Source organism: Clostridium senegalense JC122 (assembly GCF_000285575.1).
Classification (GTDB): Bacteria; Bacillota; Clostridia; order Clostridiales; family Clostridiaceae; genus Clostridium_J; species Clostridium_J senegalense.
Genome location: NZ_HE611053.1, coordinates 237,788 through 259,547 on the forward strand (window position 1 = coordinate 237,788; position 21,760 = coordinate 259,547).

Consider the following 21,760-nt stretch of genomic DNA (forward strand, 5'->3'; position numbering starts at 1 on the left):
AAAAAGTATGAAGTATCTTCTTATTTAGATATGAAAGAGGTTTTAGGTTCTTTGAATGTAATATTTTTACCAATGCTTGTAGTTATTTTAGCTTATGATTCAATAAGTGGTGAGTATCAAAATTCAACTATAAAATATCTTATGGCAAAGCCTATAAAAAGAAGTAGCATAATACTCGCTAAATTTTTATCTGCATTCTTATTAGCCTCTATAAGTATATTTCTATTAGAAATTATATTTTTAATTATTGTAGGAATTATATTTAACTTTGGTGATTATATGTATCCTGTAATAGTAGGAACAAGATACAATATAGATAAACTAGGAAATTTAAGTGCTATAAATAATAGCTCATATATAATTCCAATATATAAATATTTAATAAAATCATTAATGTTTCAATTTATAGCAATACTTCCTATAATAGCATTATCACTATTAATATCAGAAGAATGTAGTACTAATGGAAGTAGTTTAATAATTAATGCAACGATAAATATTGTTGCATCAATTATAACATTTATAACTCCATTAAACTTTTTGAAAAATGTATACCCATTTTGGTTTACATCTTATAATAACAGTATTTCTATAATAGATGGTATTATAAATTTAAAATTAAGTACAACAAATATAAACTTAAAATTAGGATTAATAGTTTGCTCTATATGGACTATTATTTTTTACTATATAGCCCATAGAAAATTTATAAAAAAAGATGTTGTATAAATGGAGGGTTATATATGATTAAGTTAATATCAATTGAGATAGCTAAGCTTGTTAGACGAAAAAAGTTCTTAATAGGAGTAGTATTGCTTTTTATACTTTCAATTTTTATAACTTTTTTAGGAATAAATTTCCAAAAGAAAAATGGAAATACCGAAAGTACTATAAACTTTCAAAAAAATTATATAAAAACTTTAAAAGAAGAATGTAAAATAAATAGTGGAAATGGCGAATATAGTGATATAGATTCAGCTTATAAAATGATAATAGAAGATAGTCAAAAAGAAATAGAGCATTTAGAAAATATGATAGATGAAAATATACCAAATAAAGAAAGATTAAAGATGAAGATTGACTATTGCAAAGAACGAAAGAAAAGATATAATTTTTCAGCATCTATGGTTGAATATTATAATGGTGAAATTCTTAAAAGTCAATATTATATAAATAATAACATCTCTTATGATTTTAAAGAAGGAATAAATGCTGTAGATCAATTAATATATAATATAATACCTAAAATTGGAGAATTAGGATTATTAATTATAGTAGCAGTTATGACAGCTGATATAGTGGCTGGAGAAAATAAGCCAGCTACTATAAAATTTATGTTAGTAAAGCCAATTAAAAGATGGAAAATAATATTTTCAAAATTTATAGCAGCAGTATTATCTATAAATTTAATAATTTTAGTATTAGAGCTTTTAATGTTTATAGTAATTGGACTTATATATGGATTTGGAGATATGTCTTTTCCAAACATTGTAGGAACAACTTACGAATCTATTCCCCCATATTTAATAAGGGAATTAAAAGAGTTAGTTATTCCAATAGTAGGAAGTAGCTATTTAATTTCAAATGGAATGTTTTTATTACAAATATTAATACTACAATTTTTAGTTGTAACAGCAACAATAGCATTCTCATTTTTATTTTCAACAATATGCAATGATAGTAATACAGCATTAATACTTCCTATAATTTTTATAGTGGCTACTCAATGGATTAATAGTATAAAATCTGCCCCTAATAAAGGTAACCCAGTTCCACCAGGTGTTTTAAATAAAATATTACCATTTATATTTACTTCATACCCTGATGAATCTATTATTATATCAGGTAAAATAAATAAACTTTTGGGTATTAGTTTTGTAAATTTAAACTTCTCCATAATAGTTTTATTAGGATGGATTAGTATTTGTTATATTATAAGTAATATTATTTTTATAAAAAAGGATATTACAACGTAAAACTAATAAAAACTCCAACTTTATAAGGAAGTTGGAGTTTTATTATAGTATTATAAAACTATATTATTTAAATTCATACGTTTTTAAATCTATAATATGGGTTAAAATATTTTGTAGTAATTCTAAATTATAGTTATAATATGGTATAGACTTATACCATAAGTTTTAAATATATTAAATGAATGGAGAGATAATTATGACAAAGCTTATATCATGGAATGTTAACGGTCTTAGAGCTTGTGTGAAAAAGGGATTTTTAGAGTTTTTTAAAGAAATAGATGCAGATATATTTTGTATACAAGAAAGCAAATTACAAGAAGGTCAAATAAATTTAGAGTTAGATGGTTATTATGATTACTGGAATTATGCAGAAAAAAAAGGCTATTCAGGTACAGCTATATTTACAAAAAGAAAACCACTTTCTGTAAATTATGGCTTAGGTATTGAAAAGCATGACAATGAGGGAAGGGTAATAACTTTAGAATTTGAAGAATATTATGTAGTCACTGTTTATACGCCAAATTCTCAAACTGAACTTGCAAGGTTAGATTATAGAATGGAATGGGAAGATGATTTTAGATTATATTTGAAAGAATTAGAAAAAATAAACCAGTTATCCTTTGTGGAGATTTAAATGTAGCACATAAGGAAATAGATTTAAAAAACCCTAAAACTAATAAAAAAAATGCAGGATTTACTAATGAGGAAAGAGCTAAGTTTACTGAGTTTTTAGAATGCGGTTTTATAGATACATATAGATATTTTAATCCAGATAAAGAAGGAGTTTATTCATGGTGGTCCTATAGATTTAATGCAAGAAAAAATAATGCAGGATGGAGAATAGATTATTTTTGTGTATCTGAAGAGCTAGAGAAAAAATTAGAAAGCGTTAATATTCATACTGAAATATTAGGTTCAGATCATTGTCCAGTAGAACTTGTAATAAAATAACTATAAATAAAAATATAATTTAAAGAATCTGCCTTAAAACTTAAGTATATTTTAAGGCAGGTTCTTTTTATATAAAAATATTTTAAAATTATTGAATAAATTTAAATTGGAGTTTGTTTTCCTATAATTTTTAAAAAGGTATTTTAATATCTCAAATTTTAATTGTTTTTAATATAAAGTAATATTTTATTAGATTTCTTGATAGTAATTTTAGTTTTATAAATACTACATTGTTGTAATACATAGCCATATAAAATCACTTTTTAAAATCTTTTTTATAATTATAATGTAATAATTATATTCATTATAACTACACGCAATTATTTACAAAAATATGAAATACATTAAATTTGTTACATTAATTATTGGAATACTAAATAAAAACTTTAATTATTTTATAAAAAAACAAAAACATACAAAATATTCTAAATGTTTAAAATAAATGTTGAAATTGAAAAATATTTGTAATATAATGAGTGTGACAAGTTAATAGAGATGGGATAGGTTCTTTCTTAGCAATAAGAAAGTTAAAATGGAAAGTGGTTAAAGTCCACTACAGCCCAAAGTTACTGTGAAACTGATGAATCCAAAAATACCACTGAGAGATATCTTGGGAAGGTTTGGTAGTAAGATGAAGTTAAGTCAGGAGACATGCCTATACTGGATTGAATCTTTCTTGGGAGAGATAAAATATCATGGATTTGCAAGCATTTATAGAATTGTTGTTTTTATTTTGCTTGTATAAAATATGCTATTTAAGTTCCCAATGGGAACTTTTTTTATTGCAAATTTTTAAAGAGTGGAGGTGATTTAATGAAAAAAAATTATAAAATTTTTCTAGCTATATTGTTAACAGTTTTAATAGCATTTTCCGTTGCTTGGGGATGCGAAAGAGAGAAAATAACTACAACTACAACTGAAACTACTACAAATAAAGTAAAAAAAGATGATAGTAGTAAAAAATCTAATAAAGAAAATAAAAATGATAGCAAAAAAGACTCTAAAGAAAAATCAGAAAATAAAAAAGATGATAATAACAAAACTGAGGATAGCGATAAGGAAAATAAACAAAATATTTCGAATGTTGAAAAAAATAAAGAGGATTCATCACAAAAGGAAAATGTAAAAAATAATGATGATTCCAAGGATAGTAGTAATAATGCTTCAGATGTAGCAACTAAAAAGGAAGAAAGTCCTGAGGTTGTAGAGTCTAAACCTGAAGAAGATACCTTTACTATGATAATAGGCAAAGATATAAAGGGTTATACTGGTAAAAGTCCTCAACAAGTAAAAGAGTTGACATTAAAAGTAGAAGATGGTAAAAATGCAATGACGTACCTAAGAGAAAATACAGTTATGCAAGAAAATGGTGGATTTATTTTTGAAATTGATGGAATACACAATTTTTACCCTATACCTGAAAATCAAAAAACTCCAGAACAAAAGAAAAATGGGGTTTTAGGAATAGACTGGTTTATATATCTTAATAATAAGATGACACCAGTAGGGGCAAATGATGTATATGTAAAAAAAGGAGATGTGCTTTTATTTGATTTTCATGAATGGGATATAAGAGAATTTTCACCACCAGAAGATTAAAACACATAACTAACATTAAATAACAAGAATTTTTAATAAGGGGATGAAGGGTTTATGAAAAAGCTTTTTAAGCAAAAGCTTAGTATTTTGTTGCTATTTTTTAGCATGTTCATGTTCTTATTGCCAGTAAATGCTTCTGCTAAAGTAAATGAAAGCAGAATATATGGTTCAGATAGAATAGAAACTGCTATAAAAATAAGTGAGCAATGTTGGAAAAGTGGTTCTGATTATGTTTTTATTGCTTATGGGTATGATTTTGCAGATGCATTATCTGTTACTCCTCTTGCAAAAAAATATAACAGTCCTATAATATTATCAAATAAAAATGGTCTTACAGAAAATGCAATTAAGGAATTACAAAGGTTAAAACCTAAAAAGGCATTTATTCTAGGTGGAGAAAGAGCCCTTAGTGCTAATGTTGAAGCACAGATTAAGAAATGTAACATAACAGAAACAGAAAGAATTTATGGTAGCACTAGATATGAAACTGCATTGAAGGTAAGTGAAAAACTTGGAACAAGTGACACTATATTCATATCTAATGGATTGAGTTATGCTGATGCACTTTCAATTGCTACTATAGCAGCGCAGAAAGGAAGTCCAATTTTATATACAGAAAAAAATAACATTCCAAGTAAAATAACAGAGTATATAAAAAAAGCTAACATATCTAAAGCATATTTTGTAGGTGGTACTAATGTAATAGATAATACTGTTGTAATAGGGATAAAAAATAGTGAAAGAATAGCTGGAAACGACAGATATTTAACTAATAAAGAAGTATTATCAAAATTTATTAATTACATAAGTTATGAAAATGTCTATTTTGTAAGAGGAAATGATTTTGCAGATGCTCTATCAATTTCTCCAATAGCAGGACTTAAAAAAGCACCTATAATATTAACAAATAATAATTTAAATAGTGATGTAGAAAAAATTATAAATTCTAATATAACATCTACTAGTAAATTAACTATAATTGGCGGAGAAAAAGTAGTCCCTAGTAGTATATTAGATAAAATAGATTCAAATTTTTCTCAAACAAAATTATCAAAAGATAATGAAACTTTTGGAGATGTAGAAACTAGTAAGGAAGTAAGAGGCGATATATTAGTAACTGGAAATAATGTAACTGTAAATAATGTTAAATTAAATGGAAATTTAATATTGGACCCAGGTGAAAAAGGAACTGTAAATATTAAAGGAACTACTTGTAAGAATGTAATTGTAAAATCTGGTGACGTTAATAGTATAAATTTAACTAATGTAAAATCAGATAATCTTGTAGTTGAAAGCAAAAGTAATGTAGCAGTAAAATTATTTGAAGATTCAACTATAAAAAATACAGAAGTTAAGTCAAATGCAATACTTAAAAATACAAAAGGAGATTTTGGAACTTTAAAAGTTACAGGAACAAAGGAATCAAATTATAATATTGAACTTGAAGGAAAATTTGACAAAGAAGTATTAGTTAATTGCTCATCAAATATAAAATGTGCTGATGTTAAGAATATCAAAATTGATAGTAAAGAAAGCAACTCTAAAGTTATATTAAAAGGTAAGGTAACTGATGTTAATATAATTAATTGTTCTAATACAACTTTAGATGGCACAATATCTAATGTAAAAATAGAAAATTCATCACAACTTACAATAGATAAAAATGCTACTGTTAAAAAAATTGAAGCACTAGATAAAAGCAAAATAACTATAAAAAATGGTGCAAAAGTAAAATTAGTAGAAAAGGATAAAAATGCTACTATATCTGGTAATGCTGATAAAATAGTAGAAAACAATTCAAATAACAGTTCTGATGGTAGTTGTGGAAATGATAATTCTACAGTTGAAAAACCTAAAAAAGACGAATTTATATTTATAATATCACAAAATGGGAAAACACTAAAAACTAAAAATTTAAAAGTAGAAAATAAGAAAAGTGCTATGACTTATCTTAAAGAAAATGCTGATGCAAAAGACAATCAAGGCTTTATATATGAAATTGATGGATTAAGAAATATACCTATGACTGAATTAACAGATAAAGAAGTTGAAAAGGGTATATTAGGTAAAGATTGGTTTGTTTATTTAAATGGTTCTAAAACTCCTGTTGGAGCAAATGGAGTCTTTATAAATTCTGGCGATAAATTAGTATTTGATTACCGAAGTTGGGATTGGCATGATTTAGTAGATCCAGATTATGATGGAAAAATGCCATTAGCAATAGCTTTTTCAGGAGTTCGCCGTGGAAAAGTAGAAGCAGATAAAGAATTTACAATATTAGCTACATGTGTTTATCAAAAAGTATATGGAGCAACAATAAAAGTTGATGGAAAAGAAGTTGGGAAAACAGGAAGATATGGATTTATAAAAACTTCTATAAGCGAAGTAGGTAAACATAAAATTACAATTGAAAAAAATGACGGTATTGCAGAAAAGGAGATAGAAGTTACATCTAAAAGCGGTAGTGGTGATTCTGATGGTTCAGAAAAACCAAAAGAAGAAAATTTTACACTTGTAATATCAGAAAATGGAAAAACACTAAAAACTAAAAATTTAAAAGTAGAAGATAAGAAAAGTGCACTACAGTATTTACAAGAAATTTCTGATGCTAAAGATAATCAAGGATTTATATATGAAGTGGATGGGCTTATAAATATGCCAATGAACAAATTAACAGATGAAGAAGTTGAAAAGGGTATATTAGGTAAAGATTGGTTTATTTACTTAAATGGTTCTAAAACGCCTGTTGGTGGCAATGGAGTATTTGTAAAACCTGGGGATAAGTTAGTATTTGATTACCGTAGTTGGGATTGGCATGATTTAGTAGATCCAGATTATGATGGAAAAATGCCATTGACAATAGCTTTTTCAGGAGTTCGCCGTGGAAAAGTAGAAGCAGATAAAGAATTTACAATATTAGCTACATGTGTTTATCAAAAAGTATATGGAGCAACAATAAAAGTTGATGGAAAAGAAGTTGGGAAAACAGGAAGAGATGGATTTATAAAAACTTCTATAAGCGAAGTAGGCAACCATAAAATTACAATTGAAAAAAATGATGGTACTGCAGAAAAAGAAATAGAAGTTACATCTAAAAGCGGTAGTGGTGGTTCTGATAGTTCAGAAAAACCAAAAGAAGAAATTTTATTTAAGGAATTAGTTGATGATGTAGAACTAACAATTAAAAAATTACAAAATAATAAAATCACTTTTAATTTAGAAGATAAAAAATCATCAAACATCCCAGTAACAATAAAGATATTAGATGAAAAAGAAAATTTAGTATATATTGACCAAAATTCCTTAGAAGGTGGTAAAGGTGAGTTCAATACTATATTGGAAAATGGAGAATTTTATGGTAGTTGTAATATACAAGGTATATTAATTAATTTTAAAATTAATATTAAATAAATTTTATTAAAAACAGGGGGAAAAGATTATGAATAAAAACTTAAAAAGAGGATTGGCAGCATTTATTATTGCTAATAGTGTTTTAACTACAGCTAATATAGGAGTATTAAATAACAATGTATTTGCAACAGAAAGATACGCAGTAGAATCAAGAGATTTTTATAGAAAAAGATTATAATATTATAATAAACCAATGTATAGAAACTGGAGTAAATCATCTTATAAATAAAGATGCAGGTGTTTGGTATAATAAAGATTTAGGAGATTGGGAAGCACTTACAATTTCAACATTAAATAAAGAAGTACCATCATCATATTTATCCAATATAACTAAAAAAATTGAAACAAAAGATTCTTCATTATTTGGGGAAGATGGAAAGTTTAAAAGTTCTACTGATTGTGAAAGAACTATTATAGGAATTGTTGCAGCAGGAGGAGATCCTAGAAATATAGGTGGATATAATCTAATGGAAGATTTATGTGGTCGTCATTTAGAATTAGATACTAATTTATTCGCTCATATGTTTGGACTTATAGCTTTAGATTGTGGGAACTTTAAAATTACAGCTAACTGTAATTTTGAAAGAATAGATTTAGTAGATAAAATACTTGAACAAGAAATACCAAGTGGTGGTTGGGGATGGAATGGAACAATAGATTCTGACACAACTACAATGGCAATAGCAGCATTATCACCATATTACAATGATGATGAGTATGTTAAGGAATCTGTAGATAAAGGATTAGCACAATTGAGTAAAATGCAAAATAGTGATGGTGAATTTGCATCAACCTGGAATCCTACTGGTTCAAGTGAAAGTGTTGCTCAAACTATAATAGCACTTTGTTCAATAGGAATAGATCCAACAGACTGTGCTATGTTTACTAAAAATAATAAAAATTTATTGGACGTGTTATTAACATATAGAACAGAAGATGGGGGATTTGCTCATAGTAAAGATGATTTAACTACTCTTAACGGAATGTCAACAGAGCAAGCTTTAAGAGCACTTTCATCTTATGAAAAATTAAAAAGTGGTAAAGAAGGTTCTATATATTTAATGAAAGACTTTAAATAATTATTACTATAAAAAATAAAACTGCCTTTAAAATTGGCAGTTTTATTTTAAACAATTACATAAAATTTAAATTATTTTCAAAGGAGATTTGTTATGAATAAAAAATTAAGAATTAAAATAATAGCACTAAGCATGGTTCTAACATCAATATCACTAGGTCCTATTAATGCTTTTGCAGAGACTAAATCTAATAAAGAGAGAATTTATGGAAAAGATAGAATAGAAACATCTGTGCAAATAAGTAAACATGGCTGGGAAAATGGTTCAGATTCAGTGGTAATTGCAGCAGCTTATGATTTTGCAGATGCACTTTCTGCAGCACCACTTGCTAAAAAAAATAATGGACCAATAATTTTAAATGGAAAGTCAAGTTTACCTACTAATACAGTTAATGAAATAAAAAGATTGAATCCTAAAAAAGTTTTTATACTTGGTGGGGAAAAAGCAATTTCAAAAGAAGTAGAAAAACAATTAGAGGACATGGAAATATCTCAAGTAGAAAGAATATTCGGTAAAACAAGATATGAAACTTCATTGAAAGTTGCAGAAAAGTTAGGAAAAGTTGACTCAGCATTTGTAACAAATGGACAAACTTATGCTGATGCCCTATCTGTATCAAGTATAGCAGCTAGTATGAATGCTCCAATTTTATATACAGAAAAAGACAAATTAAAATCAGATGTAAAAAATTATATTAATAAAAATGAAATTTCTAAAGCTTATTTTATTGGTGGAAATGGAGTTTTATCAGATGATGTTTTAAAAGATATTAAAAACAGTGAAAGAATAAGTGGCGAAAATAGATATATGACTAATAAAGAGGTTTTGACTACTTTTAAATCACAATTAAATTTTGATAATGTGTATTTTGTATCTTCAACTGGATTTGCAGATGCACTTTCAGTAGCACCGATGGCATCAAATTCTAAATCTTCAGTTATATTAACTAATCAAGATGTAGAAAAACCTCTTGAGGATTATATAAATAATAATATAACTTCTAAAAGTAAATTAATAGCAATTGGTGGAGAAAAAGTAGTACCTGAAAGCATATTAGATAAATTTATATCAGACTTTGATGTTATAGAAATCGCTACAAATTTTAAAAACTTATTTGTATAAGGAAGGGATATGAGAACGTGAACTTAATGCTCACATATAGAAATAGGAATTCTTTTTTGCAAAAAATACATCCGTTAACATCAGTATTTTTAATAGCAACTTATATTATAGTAGCATTAAAATTGAGTAATCCAGTGTATTTGGCATTAATATTCTTTAGCGTATTACTTTTAGCATATATTGATAATTCACTTAAAAGTGTATTAAATTATGGGAAAATGATTATTCCATTTGCAGTAATGATAATTATTTTAAATCCAATATTAGTTCATAATGGACAAACAATATTATATCAAGGAACTTTTAACTTTCCAGTTCTTGGACCTATGATTATAACGAAAGAAGCAATTCTATTTGGAATATTAAATGGATTTAGAATTATAACAATAACTATAATATTTGGTTTTGGAAATTTAGTTATACATCCAGATAGAGCTTTTGGATTTTTTTCTAAGATATTTAAAAAATCTGCATTACTTATGAGTATGACAATAAGACTTTTTCCAACGATGATGAAGTCCTACGAAAATATAAGTGAAATAGAAAAGCTAAGAGGCAATGAACTTTCAACTAAAGACATGAAAAAATCTATCAAAAACAGTGGAAATATAGTTAATATATTATTTTTATCCAGTTTAGAAGATTCACAAGACATGGCAGAGTCTATGTACTCAAGAGGATATGGTGCACTGAAAAAAAGAAGTACTTATTTTGCTGAAAGATATACAGCCTGGGATTTTACTTTGATTTTTATATGTATTTCTATATTAGTATATTTAGAGTTTATTACCTTTAAAGGTTTTAATAGTTTTAACTTTTATCCTAAGGTAGATGGAGTTATTGAAAAAACAACTAGAGTAGGACTAATACTATGTGTGATGACATTTATACCTGCTTTTATCAACTGGGGGTGGAAGAATTGGAAATAATAAATATAGATAATGTTAACTTTACTTATCCTGATGGAAATAAAAAGGCTTTGAAAAATATTAATTTAAAAGTTAATGAAGGTGAGTTCATACTAATTGCAGGGCCATCAGGTTGTGGAAAATCTACTTTAATAAGGCTTTTAAACAGAATTATACCAGATTATTATGGGGGAACATTAGAGGGAAATGTATATATAAACAATAAAGATATAGATGATTTTAAAAAAGATGAGATAGTTACAAATGTAGGAATGGTATATCAACATCCAGAAAAGCAAATAGTGCTTCAAGATGTAGAAAGAGAAATAGCTTTTGGACTTGAGAATTTGAATAAAGATATAAATTTTATGAAACGAAATGTATCAGAGGTAATGTCTCTTTTATCATTAAATGGAATAAAAGAAAAACAGACAGATGAAATATCAGGAGGACAAAAGCAAAGGGTTGCAATAGCATCTGTACTTGCAATGAATCCAGATATATTACTTTTTGATGAACCAATATCACAACTTGATCCAATAAATGGTGAAGAAGTTTTAAATTCTATAAAAAGATTGAATGTAGATATGGGTAAAACAATTATTTTAGTTGAACAAAGATTAGATAAATGTTTTCATATGGCTGATAGAATTATTTTTATGGAAAATGGAGAAATAATTGAAGAGGGAACCTCAACTAACATTCCTAAAAGTATAAATAAAAAATATCATCTTCCTAATATAGCGTATGTTTTTAGACAAGCTCAAAATAGTAAATTACCTATTACAGTTAAAGAGGGAAGAGATGCTATAAAAGATATTGAATTTAAAAATATAGAAAAAGATGAAAAAAACTTTTCAAATAAAGTCCTTAAAGTAGATAAAGTTAACTTTGAATATGAAAGAGGAAGTAAAACCCTTAAAAATATAAACTTTGATTTAGGCAAGGGAGAAATAATGGCTGTTATGGGTGAGAATGGAGCAGGTAAAAGTACTCTTTTTAAAATAATGGCAGGAATTATAGAGGATTATAAAGGAAAAATCATAGTAGATGAAAAGAATCTAAAAAAAGTTCAATATAAATGAAAGAATAAAAAAAATAGGATATTTATCACAAAATCCTAATGATTATTTTGGTCGTGAAACAGTGTTTGATGAAGTTTCATATACTCTTAAGAATATAAATGAATATGATGAAGATAAAGTAATTAATACATTAAAAGATTTAGATTTAGTACATTTAAAGGATAGAAATCCTAGGGATTTAAGTGGTGGAGAAAAGCAGAGAACAGCAATAGCCTGTACATTGATCGCTAACCCAGATATTTTAATCTTAGATGAACCTACAAGAGGTATGGACTCTGTAGCAAAAGAAAATCTTGGAAGGATAATTAAAGGTTTAATAAGAAAAGGTAAATCTATTATAATTATTACCCATGACGCAGACTTTGTTGGTGATTATGCAGATACTGTTATGCTTATGTTTAATGGAGAAATTGTAGCAAAAGGAAAAGCTATAGATATACTTTGTGATTCATTATATTACTCTCCTCAAATATCAAAAGTTTTTAAAAAGAAATGTAGAGTAATAAAGTCAAAGGATGCTATAGGGCTTTTAAAGGTGATGTAGATGAAAATAAATTATAAAATAGGACCTATAATTATTATTTCATATATAATAATCCTTTTAATTATCACTTATTTTGATTTTCAAATGGAAAAAGCAGTAGAAATATCTACAATTTTTATACTTGGGACTTTTGTAATTCTATTTGAAAATAGAGAGATAACTGCAAGAACAATGGCAGCATTAGCTACAATGTCAGCATTAGGTGGAATATTAAGAGTACCTTTTGCAGTTATACCAGGCTTTCAACCAGTTACATTTATTGTAGCTGTCACAGGATACACATTAGGCCCTGTAAATGGATTTATGGTAGGTGCAATGTGCGCTTTCATATCTAATTTTTTCTTAGGTCATGGGCCATGGAGTTTGTGGCAAATGATGGGATGGGGACTTTGTGGTGTATTTTTTCATGTTTTTAAAAATTTTATATCAAAAAATAGGTCAATACGATTTATTATACTTTGTGGATTATGGGGTTACATATATGGAACCATACTAAATCAATGGTATGTTTTAGAATTTTTAAGACCTATAACTTTTAAAACTATAGTTATGGGAAATGTATTAAGTTTTTGGCACGATACATTACATGCTATTGGAAATGTATTGTTTGCATATTTTTTTGGAGAAAGTTTTATTAAGGGGCTAGAAAGATATAACAAAAGAAACTCTATAATCAGAATAAAAAATAATAAAAAATCTTTATATACTAATGAGGTTAAATCTAAAATTTAAAAAGTTATAAGATTTTATATAAGGAGTTTAAAATGAATAATAAAATTAAGAAAATTATAGCAACAACAATGATGACTTTTTTAATAATACAAGGTAATTTAATTCAAAACTCAATTGTTTTTGCAAAAGAGACAAAAAATAACACTAATGTAACGAATTTAAATAAACTAGAAATTGCTAATAATGAACAATATAAATATGAAGAAATAAAAAAATTATAAGAAATATTTGCAATGATTTAATAGAGAAAAATCAAGTGACTGGTTGGAATATTTTAAATGTAAAAAAGGGTGGTTATAAACTTCCAAAAGAAACTTTAGATAACTTAAATAAGCATATAAAGGATTTTATAAAAGATAATTCTACTTTAAAAGATTACTCTAGAGAATCATTGCACCTTTTAGCAGCAGGTGGAAATCCTACTAATGTAAATGGAATTAATTTTATAGAAAGACTTTGTAATACGAATGCTAGTGATATTTATAGTGAAGCTTTTGCTTTAATAACATTAAATGCATCCACATTTTATATTTCTGATAATTCTATCAATACTAAGGAAAGTTTATTAGAGGCACTAGTTGAAAAGTTTAATAATGAAACAGGCTGGGGAGATGCATCTATATTAAAAGATAGAACATTAGGAGACGGAAATGGAATGGTTATTTCTGCTTTAGCACCTTATTATAATACAGAGGATTACGTAAAAACGAATATTGATAAAGCATTGGATATTTTATCTAAAGGTCAGGGGAAAGATGGTGACTTTGATAATAATTCTAATTCCACAGCAATGGTTATAATTGGACTTTGTGATTTAGGTATAGATCCAACGAAAGATGAACGTTTCATAAAAAATGGTAAAAATCCTATTGATGGACTTTTAAAATATATAACTGAAGATGCAAATGGTTTTAAGTGGAAGGTGGATGAAGTCGTAGCAAATCCTATGTCTACAGATCAAGGTTTAAGGGCTTTAGCGGCTTATAAAAATTTAGTTGATGGTAGTGAAGGTGTCTATAGTTTTAAAAATGCCAATAGTGAAGAAGGAAATACAAACGATGGTGATGAAGATGGCAAAGAAAATCAAATATTAATTTTAGAAAATTTAAACAATGTAAATGAATTTAAATTAGGTGAAAATGCTAAAGTTCAAATTAGAGGAACAAACAATACTGAAAGTGAAAAAGAGGCAACAATAATCGTTGGATTGTTTAACGAAAATAATAAATTAGAAAATCACGTTGCAGTTACAAGCAAGATACAGAGTAAAGAATCTAAAATGTTAACGGCTTCTTTAAAACTTCCTGATAAAGGTAGCTATAATGTGAAAATATTATCTTGGGATAATATTAATGATATGAACAGTATTTCAAAAGAAATAATTATACCTGTAAAATAGTTGTGTTATTATGCAAGCTCGTAAATATATAGAATAGAAATTTAAAATTTGAGCTTGCATAATTATAAGATTTTAAAATTATAAATTCAAGTTTATAAAATGCAATTTAAAGGAGATTTTATGAAAAAAGAAGTTTAATTATAATATTGATTTTAACCCTCATTGCATACACAAGTATTAGTTTAAATGAGAAAGTTTATGGGTATAGTCAAGATGTTGAAAATGCTGGAAATATTAAATTAGAAAATATAAGTAATAAAAATTTTTTTACGGTAGGTGAGGATGCAAAAATTAAAATCAAGTTAACCAATAATGGAAGTATTAATGCTAATTTAAATTTTATGATAGGTGCTTTTGATAATAAGAACAAATTGCTAAAAAGTATTAATATGAACAAAAGTATTAATGCAGGTGAAAGTAGCATAATTTCTGGGAATATAAAAATACCTAAAGAGAATGCTATAAAGATAAAAGCTTTTTATTGGAAAAAGATATATATGATATAGGTAATGTTATAGAATTTCAAGTCGAAAATGAAAAAAGTAATGAGATTTTATCATCTAAAACTTTAAATCAAACTACAATAGCTATTGAATGTAAAAATCCTAACATAAATAATTTTAAAAAAGAAGATTTTAAAATTTTAAATGGCTCCTCCGATATTAGTATCAAATCTATAAAAACAAATAAAGAAGAAATTTTGCTAAATTTATATAATCCAATAAAAAAAGGAGAAAATATATTTTTAAAATATAAAAATTCTAAAAATATAAAAGTAGATAATAATTTAAAAAATATAACTATAATGGCTTATTTTGATGGAGACAATAATTTAGAGCAAAACATGTTAAATAATATAGAAGAAATAAAGAAAGGACTTAAAAATTCTCCTAATATAAATGTTATTGCTTTAGTTGATAGAATTGATGGTTATAGTAATGATAGTAAAATTTTAGGTGAAAATTTTACTGATACGAGATTATATGAAATACAAAAAAATAAAGCAATAAGATTAGATGGTAAAGAGCAAATGCCTAATATAAAACTAAACAGTAACTATGAAGCGAATATGGGGAATGCAAATACTCTAAGAGAATTTATAGATTTTTGTAAAACTAACTATTGTGCTGATTCATATGTATTAATCCCATTTAATCATGGTGAAGGTACTAGAGGATTTTGTATTGATGATACTGATAATGACATTTTAAGTCTTGCAGAAGTTTCAGATAACTTAACAAAAAAACAATCTGTAGATATGCTTATATATGAAGCTTGTTTTATGGGAAATCTAGAAACGGCATATCAATATAGACCTAATAATAATGGATTTGAAGCAAAACATATGATAGCTTCAAGTTCTACAATGTTATCTTCAGGGTTTAATTATGAAAAAATATTTAATAAATTAAGTACTACATATGATCCTTCAATCCTAACTATGAAGGAGTTAGGATTAATATTTGTGGAAGAACATAAAGAATATACTAAAAATAAACGTGATCAATCATTAGCTTATTATGATTTAAGTAAAGTAGAAAATGTAAAGACCAATGTGGATGAGTTATCTAAACTATTAGTAAAAGAAGATAAAAAAGATTTAATAAACAAATTGAGAGGAAATCTAGAAACTTCTGGGAACATTATACCTTACTTCAACAATGAAGATGAGTATGTCTATAGTGATAAAGAAGGATGGATTTTGTATCCATACTTTGATTTATATGATTTATGTGAAAAACTCATAGCTAGCAATGAATGTAGTAATGAGATAAATATAACTTGTGAAAATATAAAAAAAGCTCTACATGAATTTATAATATATTCCTTTGGTCAAAGTAAATATAAAGCTAATGGGTTTAAAGATAATATTAATGGTGTAAGTATATTTTTGCCAGATGGAGATAATACTTGGAAGAATCAAAAATGGTATAGTAGCGAATACATCTATGGTGGAGACTATGGTGCCTTAAATTGGTGTAAAGATGGAATAGATTTAAGAACTAATAATGTTGGAAACTGGTTTGAAATGTTAGATTCTTGGTTTGATAATAAAAATGATGATAGTGGTGGAACAAATTTTCATCAATGGTAATTTTATTTTAAAACTATAAAAATTATTAAGTAAACATTTAATAGGGGGACTAAAAATGAATAAAAATAAGAATAAAACAGGCATAATAAGTATTTTATTATCATTAATACTTATACTAAATATTATAATGCCTATAAATGTTTTTGCAGATGAAAAAACAGAAGAAAAAAATATTTTAAATGAGATAAATTCCTTAAAAGAAGTTATTAAATCTAAGAAAACCAAAGATTATTTAGATTGTTTAACTCTTAGAGCATTAGGTGAGCCAATAAATAAACAAGATTTAAATCTTGTTGAAAATGGGAATTCTAAAGTAAACGCCCAAAATATAATAAAGCTATTTTCTGCAAAAGAAGATATTAAAAATAGAGAATATATAAAATATGTAAAAGTATTAACTGATAATTTAAATGAAAATGGTTTTTTATCTGCAAAAGGTAATGAATTACAAGATTATGATTTAGGAACTACAGCTTTATGCATAATAGCATTAGAATTAACAGTTAGTGATTATAATAAAGAACTAGCAAGTAAGGCTTTAATTAAATATGTAAATTCTGAACTTGAAAAAGATAATGATCAAATTAAAGATGTTGTTTCCATAAGTAATACAATAGTTGCTCTTAAACTTTTAAATCTAGAAAATTGCAATGAAAATATAAATAAATTTTTAGATATATTTAAATATTGTATAAATTATGAAGGCAAAATTGAAACAGATATGACTTGGCCAAGCTATAATGGAAGCTTAATACAAGCACTTACATTAATAGGTGAAGATCCTACATCAGATAATTGGACTTCTGATAATGATACTAATTTAATTGATGGATTAAATGCTTTTGATTGTAATACAGATGAAAAAAAAATCAAGTAAACTAGCGGCTCTTGTAGATTATTATAATTTTAGATATGGTAATAAAAATTCAATGTTTACTTTAGATTACAAAATTGTTAATCCAAATAAAATTGAATTTGAAAATAATAACATTAAAATTAAAGAAGGAAAAGAATCAGATTTAAATATAAAAATTTTCGATAATAATGATGAAATTTTATTAGGTGAAAAACTTATATTTACCAATCATAATAAAGATATAGTTGAATTAGATGAACAATATCAAAAAATAAAAGCTTTAAAAGAAGGTGACGCAACTATTGATGTAGCTTTAGATAAAAATAAAGATATAAAAGCTACTTTAAATATAGAAGTATTTAAAAATAAAGCATCTAAGCTTTCAATTAACATAAATGAGGATAATTTTCCAATAAAAGTTAACGATTTAGTTCAACTAAATGTTGAGGGATTTGATGTAGAGAACGACAAAGTTCATGGAATGAATTTAAAATATTCTGTAGATAATAAAAACATTGCAACTGTTGATTCAAATGGTATTTTAAAATGTAAAAATATAGGAAATGTTACAGTGAATGTATCACTTAAAGAAGATAATAGTATCTATGCAATTAAGGAAGTGGAGGTTCAAGATAACTTAGGATTAAATGAAATAAGCAATACAGATAAAAAGCGTATTGAATCTGAAATTGAAAATTTAAAAAATTATTATGAGAGTGAAACAAGACAAGGATTAACGCCATTAGCCCTATCAAAATCTGGATTAGTAAAAAAAGCATATATGAGAAAAAAATCAGTAAATATATACGACTATAGCTTGAACATATTTGCAGCATTAGGTAGTAATGAAGATCCTAGAAATTATGATGGTATAAACTTCGTAGAGGAATTAAAAAAAGTTCAAGTTAAAGATGGTGAGAATAAAGGTCAATTTATAAAAAATGAAATAAGTGATTTAAATAATTTATCTAGTCAATGCTATTCAATTTTAGCATTAGACTTAGTAAAAGAACCTTATGATAAAAAAGCTGCTGTAACGGCTTGTATTAAATTATATCAAAATAAGGAATATGGTAGGAGTAGTTTTGATGAATTAGAAAATAAAGCTCTTCTTGCCACAGTTCTTGCAGGATGTAATAAAGATATAGAAGAAGAAAAAATCTTAAAAAATATTATTTTAGATATAAAAAATGAGTATTTAAAAAATGGACAATTTGATTCTAAAAGTAATAAATCTAGAGCTACAGCATTAGCTATACAAGCATTAGTAGCAAATAATATAAATCCTTTAGGAAAAGAATTTACAAAAGATAATAAAAATTTATTAGACCTACTTTTAAGTTATAAATCTACAGAACCAACAAGTAGAAATAAATATTTAGGATTTACTGTTGGCGTAGGATATGGTTCTAATATTACAAATCCAAATAGTACATCTTATGCATTATGTGCGTTAGTAGATTTATATAATAAAGAATCTATATTCGGTATAAAATCATCTATAAATATTGAAAGTGGAGAAATGCCAGAAATAGATGTAAAAGGTATTGAAAATAGTAAAGTTTATAATGATGATGTTAATATAGAAATTAAATCTACTGTGGGAAATAAGTGGAATGCAAAATTAAATGATGTTGAATTTAAAGGTGGAAAAATTTCAAAATCTGGAGTATATAAATTAGAAATAGAAGCATCGAATGAAAATGGACTAAAAGCTACTAAGATTATAAAATTTATCATTGATAAAAATCAAACATCTTCAGTGAGGTTGAGAATTGAAGGTAGAGATAAAACTATATTTAATAAGGAAGTTAAAATAGGAGACGTTTGTAATACCCCATTAAGTCTTTTAAAAGTAGCTGTTGGGCTTGATAAAGTAGAATGTAAATCTATGTCATCTTTTGGTGAATATATAACTTCTATTTTAGATACAAAAGAAAAAGAAGGAGATTATGGTTGGTGTTATAGTGTTATAAAAGGAACTAATGCAATTTTTCCAAATGAATCTGTTGATAAATTTCAAATACAAAAAAATGATAAGGGAATTTTGAATGTGGATGAAATTGTATTCTATATGAGTGATTATAAAGGTTCTACTGTAAATACTATTATGCCTATTATGACTTACAAAAATATAGATAACAATATAATAATTAATTTTAAAAACTATGATAAAGATATTAATGGTCTAGAGGTAAATATTAATAATAAAACATATATAACAGACAAACATGGAAACGTACTATTAAATAGAAATGAAGATACTTTAACTGTTACATTAGGCAAAAGAAATATAAATGGTGGAATTTTAGTTGTCCCAGCAACTTATACAATCTTATTGGATAAAAATGATACTTCTTCACATAAAGAAGAAATATTAGTTGAAGATTTAACAGATAAAAATAGTTTTAGATTGGGATGTAAGGGGAAAGTAAAAATCAAAGTAACTAATAAATTTTTAACATCAAAAATATAAGTTTTATAGTTGGTTTATATGATAAGAGTAATAAATTAGTGGATTATGTTACAATTGAAAATCAGCTTGCAGCAAGTGAAAGTATTATATTGGATGGAATGTTATTAATACCTAATAAAGGTGAATTTAAAGTTAAGACATTTTTATGGGATGGTTTAAATAGCATTAATAGTATTTCAGATCCAATAATTATAAATGTTAAGTAATAATAAATATATAATATTCAAAAGGGGTAATGAGAATGAAGAATAAATTTTTATCAGCATTAATATTAAGTACAGTAATTTTTACATCTAAAGCATCAGCAGTAAATATAGATGCTCAAACAAATGATTTAAATAAGATTTGGACAATAAAGTTTAATCAAGAAATAAAATATGATGATCTAATAAATGATAACATAGTTATAGCAGATAATGATGGAAATAAATTATCTACGAAAATTGTCTTAAAAGAAGGTGACACTTTAACCCTCCTTCCACCAGAAGAAGGGTATAAAGATGGACAAGTCTATAAATTAAATATAAGTGAAAATGTTAAATCTAAAAAGCTTAAAGGAATAAAATCACCTAAAGATTTTACTTTTAAAGTAGATACAAAAACTAAGGCTTTTAATAATGGTTCCTATAAGTATAAAGATTTAGTAGAAAAAACTTTAGAAGATGGTTGTAACTATATTAGCAATAAAGGGATAAATACAGATTGGGAAGTTATGGCTTTAGTGAAAAATGATAAAGCTATATCACAAGATTATTTAAAAAATATAAAATCAAGAATAGACAATAATCAGGTTACTCAACCGACAGACTATCAAAGAACAGCAATGGTTTTAGGAGCCTTAAATGAAAATGTTTTTGATTTTGAAGGTATTAATTTTATAGAAAACATATATAACAATGAAGGAATAATAGATCAAGGACCAAATGCAGTAATTTTTGCACTTACCGCATTGGATACTAAAAACTATAGTATACCTGAAAATTCGCATTTTACGAGAGAGTCTTTAGTAGATACTCTACTTGAAATGAAAACTGATGATGGTGGATGGGACTTTGCTGCTGTAAAAGCAGATCCAGATATGACAGGAATGGCTATAACAGCCCTTAGTAATTATAAAGATGATGCTAAAGTTAAAAACTCTATAGATAATGCTATTAAGCTTCTTAGTAATATGCAAAATGAAAATGGAACTATGTCATCCTATAAAATAGAAAACAGTGAAAGTATTTCACAAACTATAATAGGATTATGTGCTAATGGAATAGATCCTACAAGTAAAGAATTTACTAAAGGTGGAAAAAATCTTATAGATGCTCTGTTAACATTTAAAACTTCTGAAAACGGCTTTTCTCATATTCATAATGGAAGAGCAAACGAAAAAGCTACTGAACAAGCATTGTTAGCATTAGAATCTTATAGGGAATTAAAAAATGGTAGAAACCACATATATAAATTTTAAAAGTTGAGATTTAAGTTTTTAAAGTGTCTTTTTTATAAATAAGGCACTTTTTTAAAAAAATAAGATAT

Annotated in this window: 19 protein-coding genes, 1 pseudogene and 1 riboswitch; all 20 genes and pseudogenes read left to right on the forward strand. The window is 26.0% G+C overall.

Annotation, left to right across the window (positions count from 1 at the left end; translation table 11 throughout):
• Positions 1–729, forward strand: a 729-nt coding sequence (locus CSGHG_RS15170; protein WP_010297070.1) for an ABC transporter permease subunit, incomplete at its 5' end; no start/stop codon positions are given.
• 14 nt (positions 730–743) lie between these two features.
• Complete coding sequence (locus tag CSGHG_RS15175) at positions 744–1,976, forward strand: ABC transporter permease subunit (RefSeq protein WP_010297074.1); 1,233 nt, start codon at positions 744–746, stop codon at positions 1,974–1,976.
• Positions 1,977–2,172: 196 nt separating this feature from the next.
• Positions 2,173–2,927 (forward strand): annotated as a pseudogene (locus CSGHG_RS21065) (exodeoxyribonuclease III).
• 485 nt (positions 2,928–3,412) lie between these two features.
• Positions 3,413–3,600, forward strand: a riboswitch (cobalamin riboswitch).
• Positions 3,601–3,740: 140 nt separating this feature from the next.
• Complete coding sequence (locus tag CSGHG_RS15185; RefSeq protein ID WP_010297080.1) at positions 3,741–4,526, forward strand: DUF4430 domain-containing protein; 786 nt, start codon at positions 3,741–3,743, stop codon at positions 4,524–4,526.
• Positions 4,527–4,580: 54 nt separating this feature from the next.
• Positions 4,581–7,937, forward strand: a complete 3,357-nt coding sequence (locus CSGHG_RS22130) for a cell wall-binding repeat-containing protein (protein WP_010297083.1) — start codon at positions 4,581–4,583, stop codon at positions 7,935–7,937.
• Between the two features lie 28 nt (positions 7,938–7,965).
• Complete coding sequence (locus CSGHG_RS23355; RefSeq protein ID WP_155844776.1) at positions 7,966–8,115, forward strand: hypothetical protein; 150 nt, start codon at positions 7,966–7,968, stop codon at positions 8,113–8,115.
• Between the two features lie 289 nt (positions 8,116–8,404).
• Positions 8,405–9,016, forward strand: coding sequence for a prenyltransferase/squalene oxidase repeat-containing protein (locus CSGHG_RS21075; RefSeq protein ID WP_010297087.1), 612 nt, complete (start codon positions 8,405–8,407; stop codon positions 9,014–9,016).
• 93 nt (positions 9,017–9,109) lie between these two features.
• Positions 9,110–10,138, forward strand: coding sequence for a cell wall-binding repeat-containing protein (locus CSGHG_RS21080; RefSeq protein WP_010297090.1), 1,029 nt, complete (start codon positions 9,110–9,112; stop codon positions 10,136–10,138).
• A 56-nt stretch (positions 10,139–10,194) separates the two neighbouring features.
• Entirely contained in the window at positions 10,195–11,067 is an 873-nt protein-coding gene (locus CSGHG_RS15210) for an energy-coupling factor transporter transmembrane component T (protein ID WP_010297092.1), read from the forward strand.
• A complete protein-coding gene (locus tag CSGHG_RS24720; protein WP_268869869.1) occupies positions 11,058–12,131 on the forward strand; it encodes an ABC transporter ATP-binding protein in 1,074 nt (357 codons plus the stop codon). The genes CSGHG_RS15210 and CSGHG_RS24720 overlap by 10 nt, the downstream gene beginning before the upstream one ends.
• Before the next feature lie 13 nt (positions 12,132–12,144).
• The gene (locus tag CSGHG_RS24725) at positions 12,145–12,675 is read left to right on the forward strand and encodes an ATP-binding cassette domain-containing protein (protein WP_412766367.1); all 531 of its coding nucleotides are present in this window, start codon (positions 12,145–12,147) and stop codon (positions 12,673–12,675) included.
• Positions 12,676–13,407: an ECF transporter S component gene (locus CSGHG_RS15220; RefSeq protein WP_010297094.1), complete on the forward strand. Its 732-nt coding sequence runs from the start codon at positions 12,676–12,678 to the stop codon at positions 13,405–13,407.
• Positions 13,408–13,439: 32 nt separating this feature from the next.
• A complete protein-coding gene (locus CSGHG_RS15225; protein WP_010297098.1) occupies positions 13,440–13,628 on the forward strand; it encodes a hypothetical protein in 189 nt (62 codons plus the stop codon).
• A 35-nt stretch (positions 13,629–13,663) separates the two neighbouring features.
• A complete protein-coding gene (locus CSGHG_RS15230) occupies positions 13,664–14,806 on the forward strand; it encodes a prenyltransferase/squalene oxidase repeat-containing protein (RefSeq protein WP_010297101.1) in 1,143 nt (380 codons plus the stop codon).
• Between the two features lie 146 nt (positions 14,807–14,952).
• The gene (locus CSGHG_RS15235) at positions 14,953–15,312 is read left to right on the forward strand and encodes a hypothetical protein (protein ID WP_010297104.1); all 360 of its coding nucleotides are present in this window, start codon (positions 14,953–14,955) and stop codon (positions 15,310–15,312) included.
• Positions 15,288–16,901, forward strand: coding sequence for a clostripain-related cysteine peptidase (locus CSGHG_RS15240; protein ID WP_010297108.1), 1,614 nt, complete (start codon positions 15,288–15,290; stop codon positions 16,899–16,901). The genes CSGHG_RS15235 and CSGHG_RS15240 overlap by 25 nt, the downstream gene beginning before the upstream one ends.
• Before the next feature lie 55 nt (positions 16,902–16,956).
• Positions 16,957–17,778, forward strand: coding sequence for a surface/cell-adhesion protein (locus CSGHG_RS15245; RefSeq protein ID WP_010297111.1), 822 nt, complete (start codon positions 16,957–16,959; stop codon positions 17,776–17,778).
• Positions 17,759–20,233 (forward strand): hypothetical protein, encoded by a 2,475-nt coding sequence (locus CSGHG_RS15250; protein ID WP_147582262.1) that lies wholly within the window; start codon positions 17,759–17,761, stop codon positions 20,231–20,233. Before CSGHG_RS15245 ends, CSGHG_RS15250 begins: the two co-directional genes overlap by 20 nt.
• A gap of 38 nt (positions 20,234–20,271) precedes the next feature.
• Positions 20,272–20,439 (forward strand): hypothetical protein, encoded by a 168-nt coding sequence (locus CSGHG_RS23360; RefSeq protein ID WP_010297117.1) that lies wholly within the window; start codon positions 20,272–20,274, stop codon positions 20,437–20,439.
• A gap of 35 nt (positions 20,440–20,474) precedes the next feature.
• Positions 20,475–21,692: an Ig-like domain-containing protein gene (locus CSGHG_RS15260; RefSeq protein WP_010297120.1), complete on the forward strand. Its 1,218-nt coding sequence runs from the start codon at positions 20,475–20,477 to the stop codon at positions 21,690–21,692.
• The last annotated feature ends 68 nt before the right edge of the window (positions 21,693–21,760 follow it).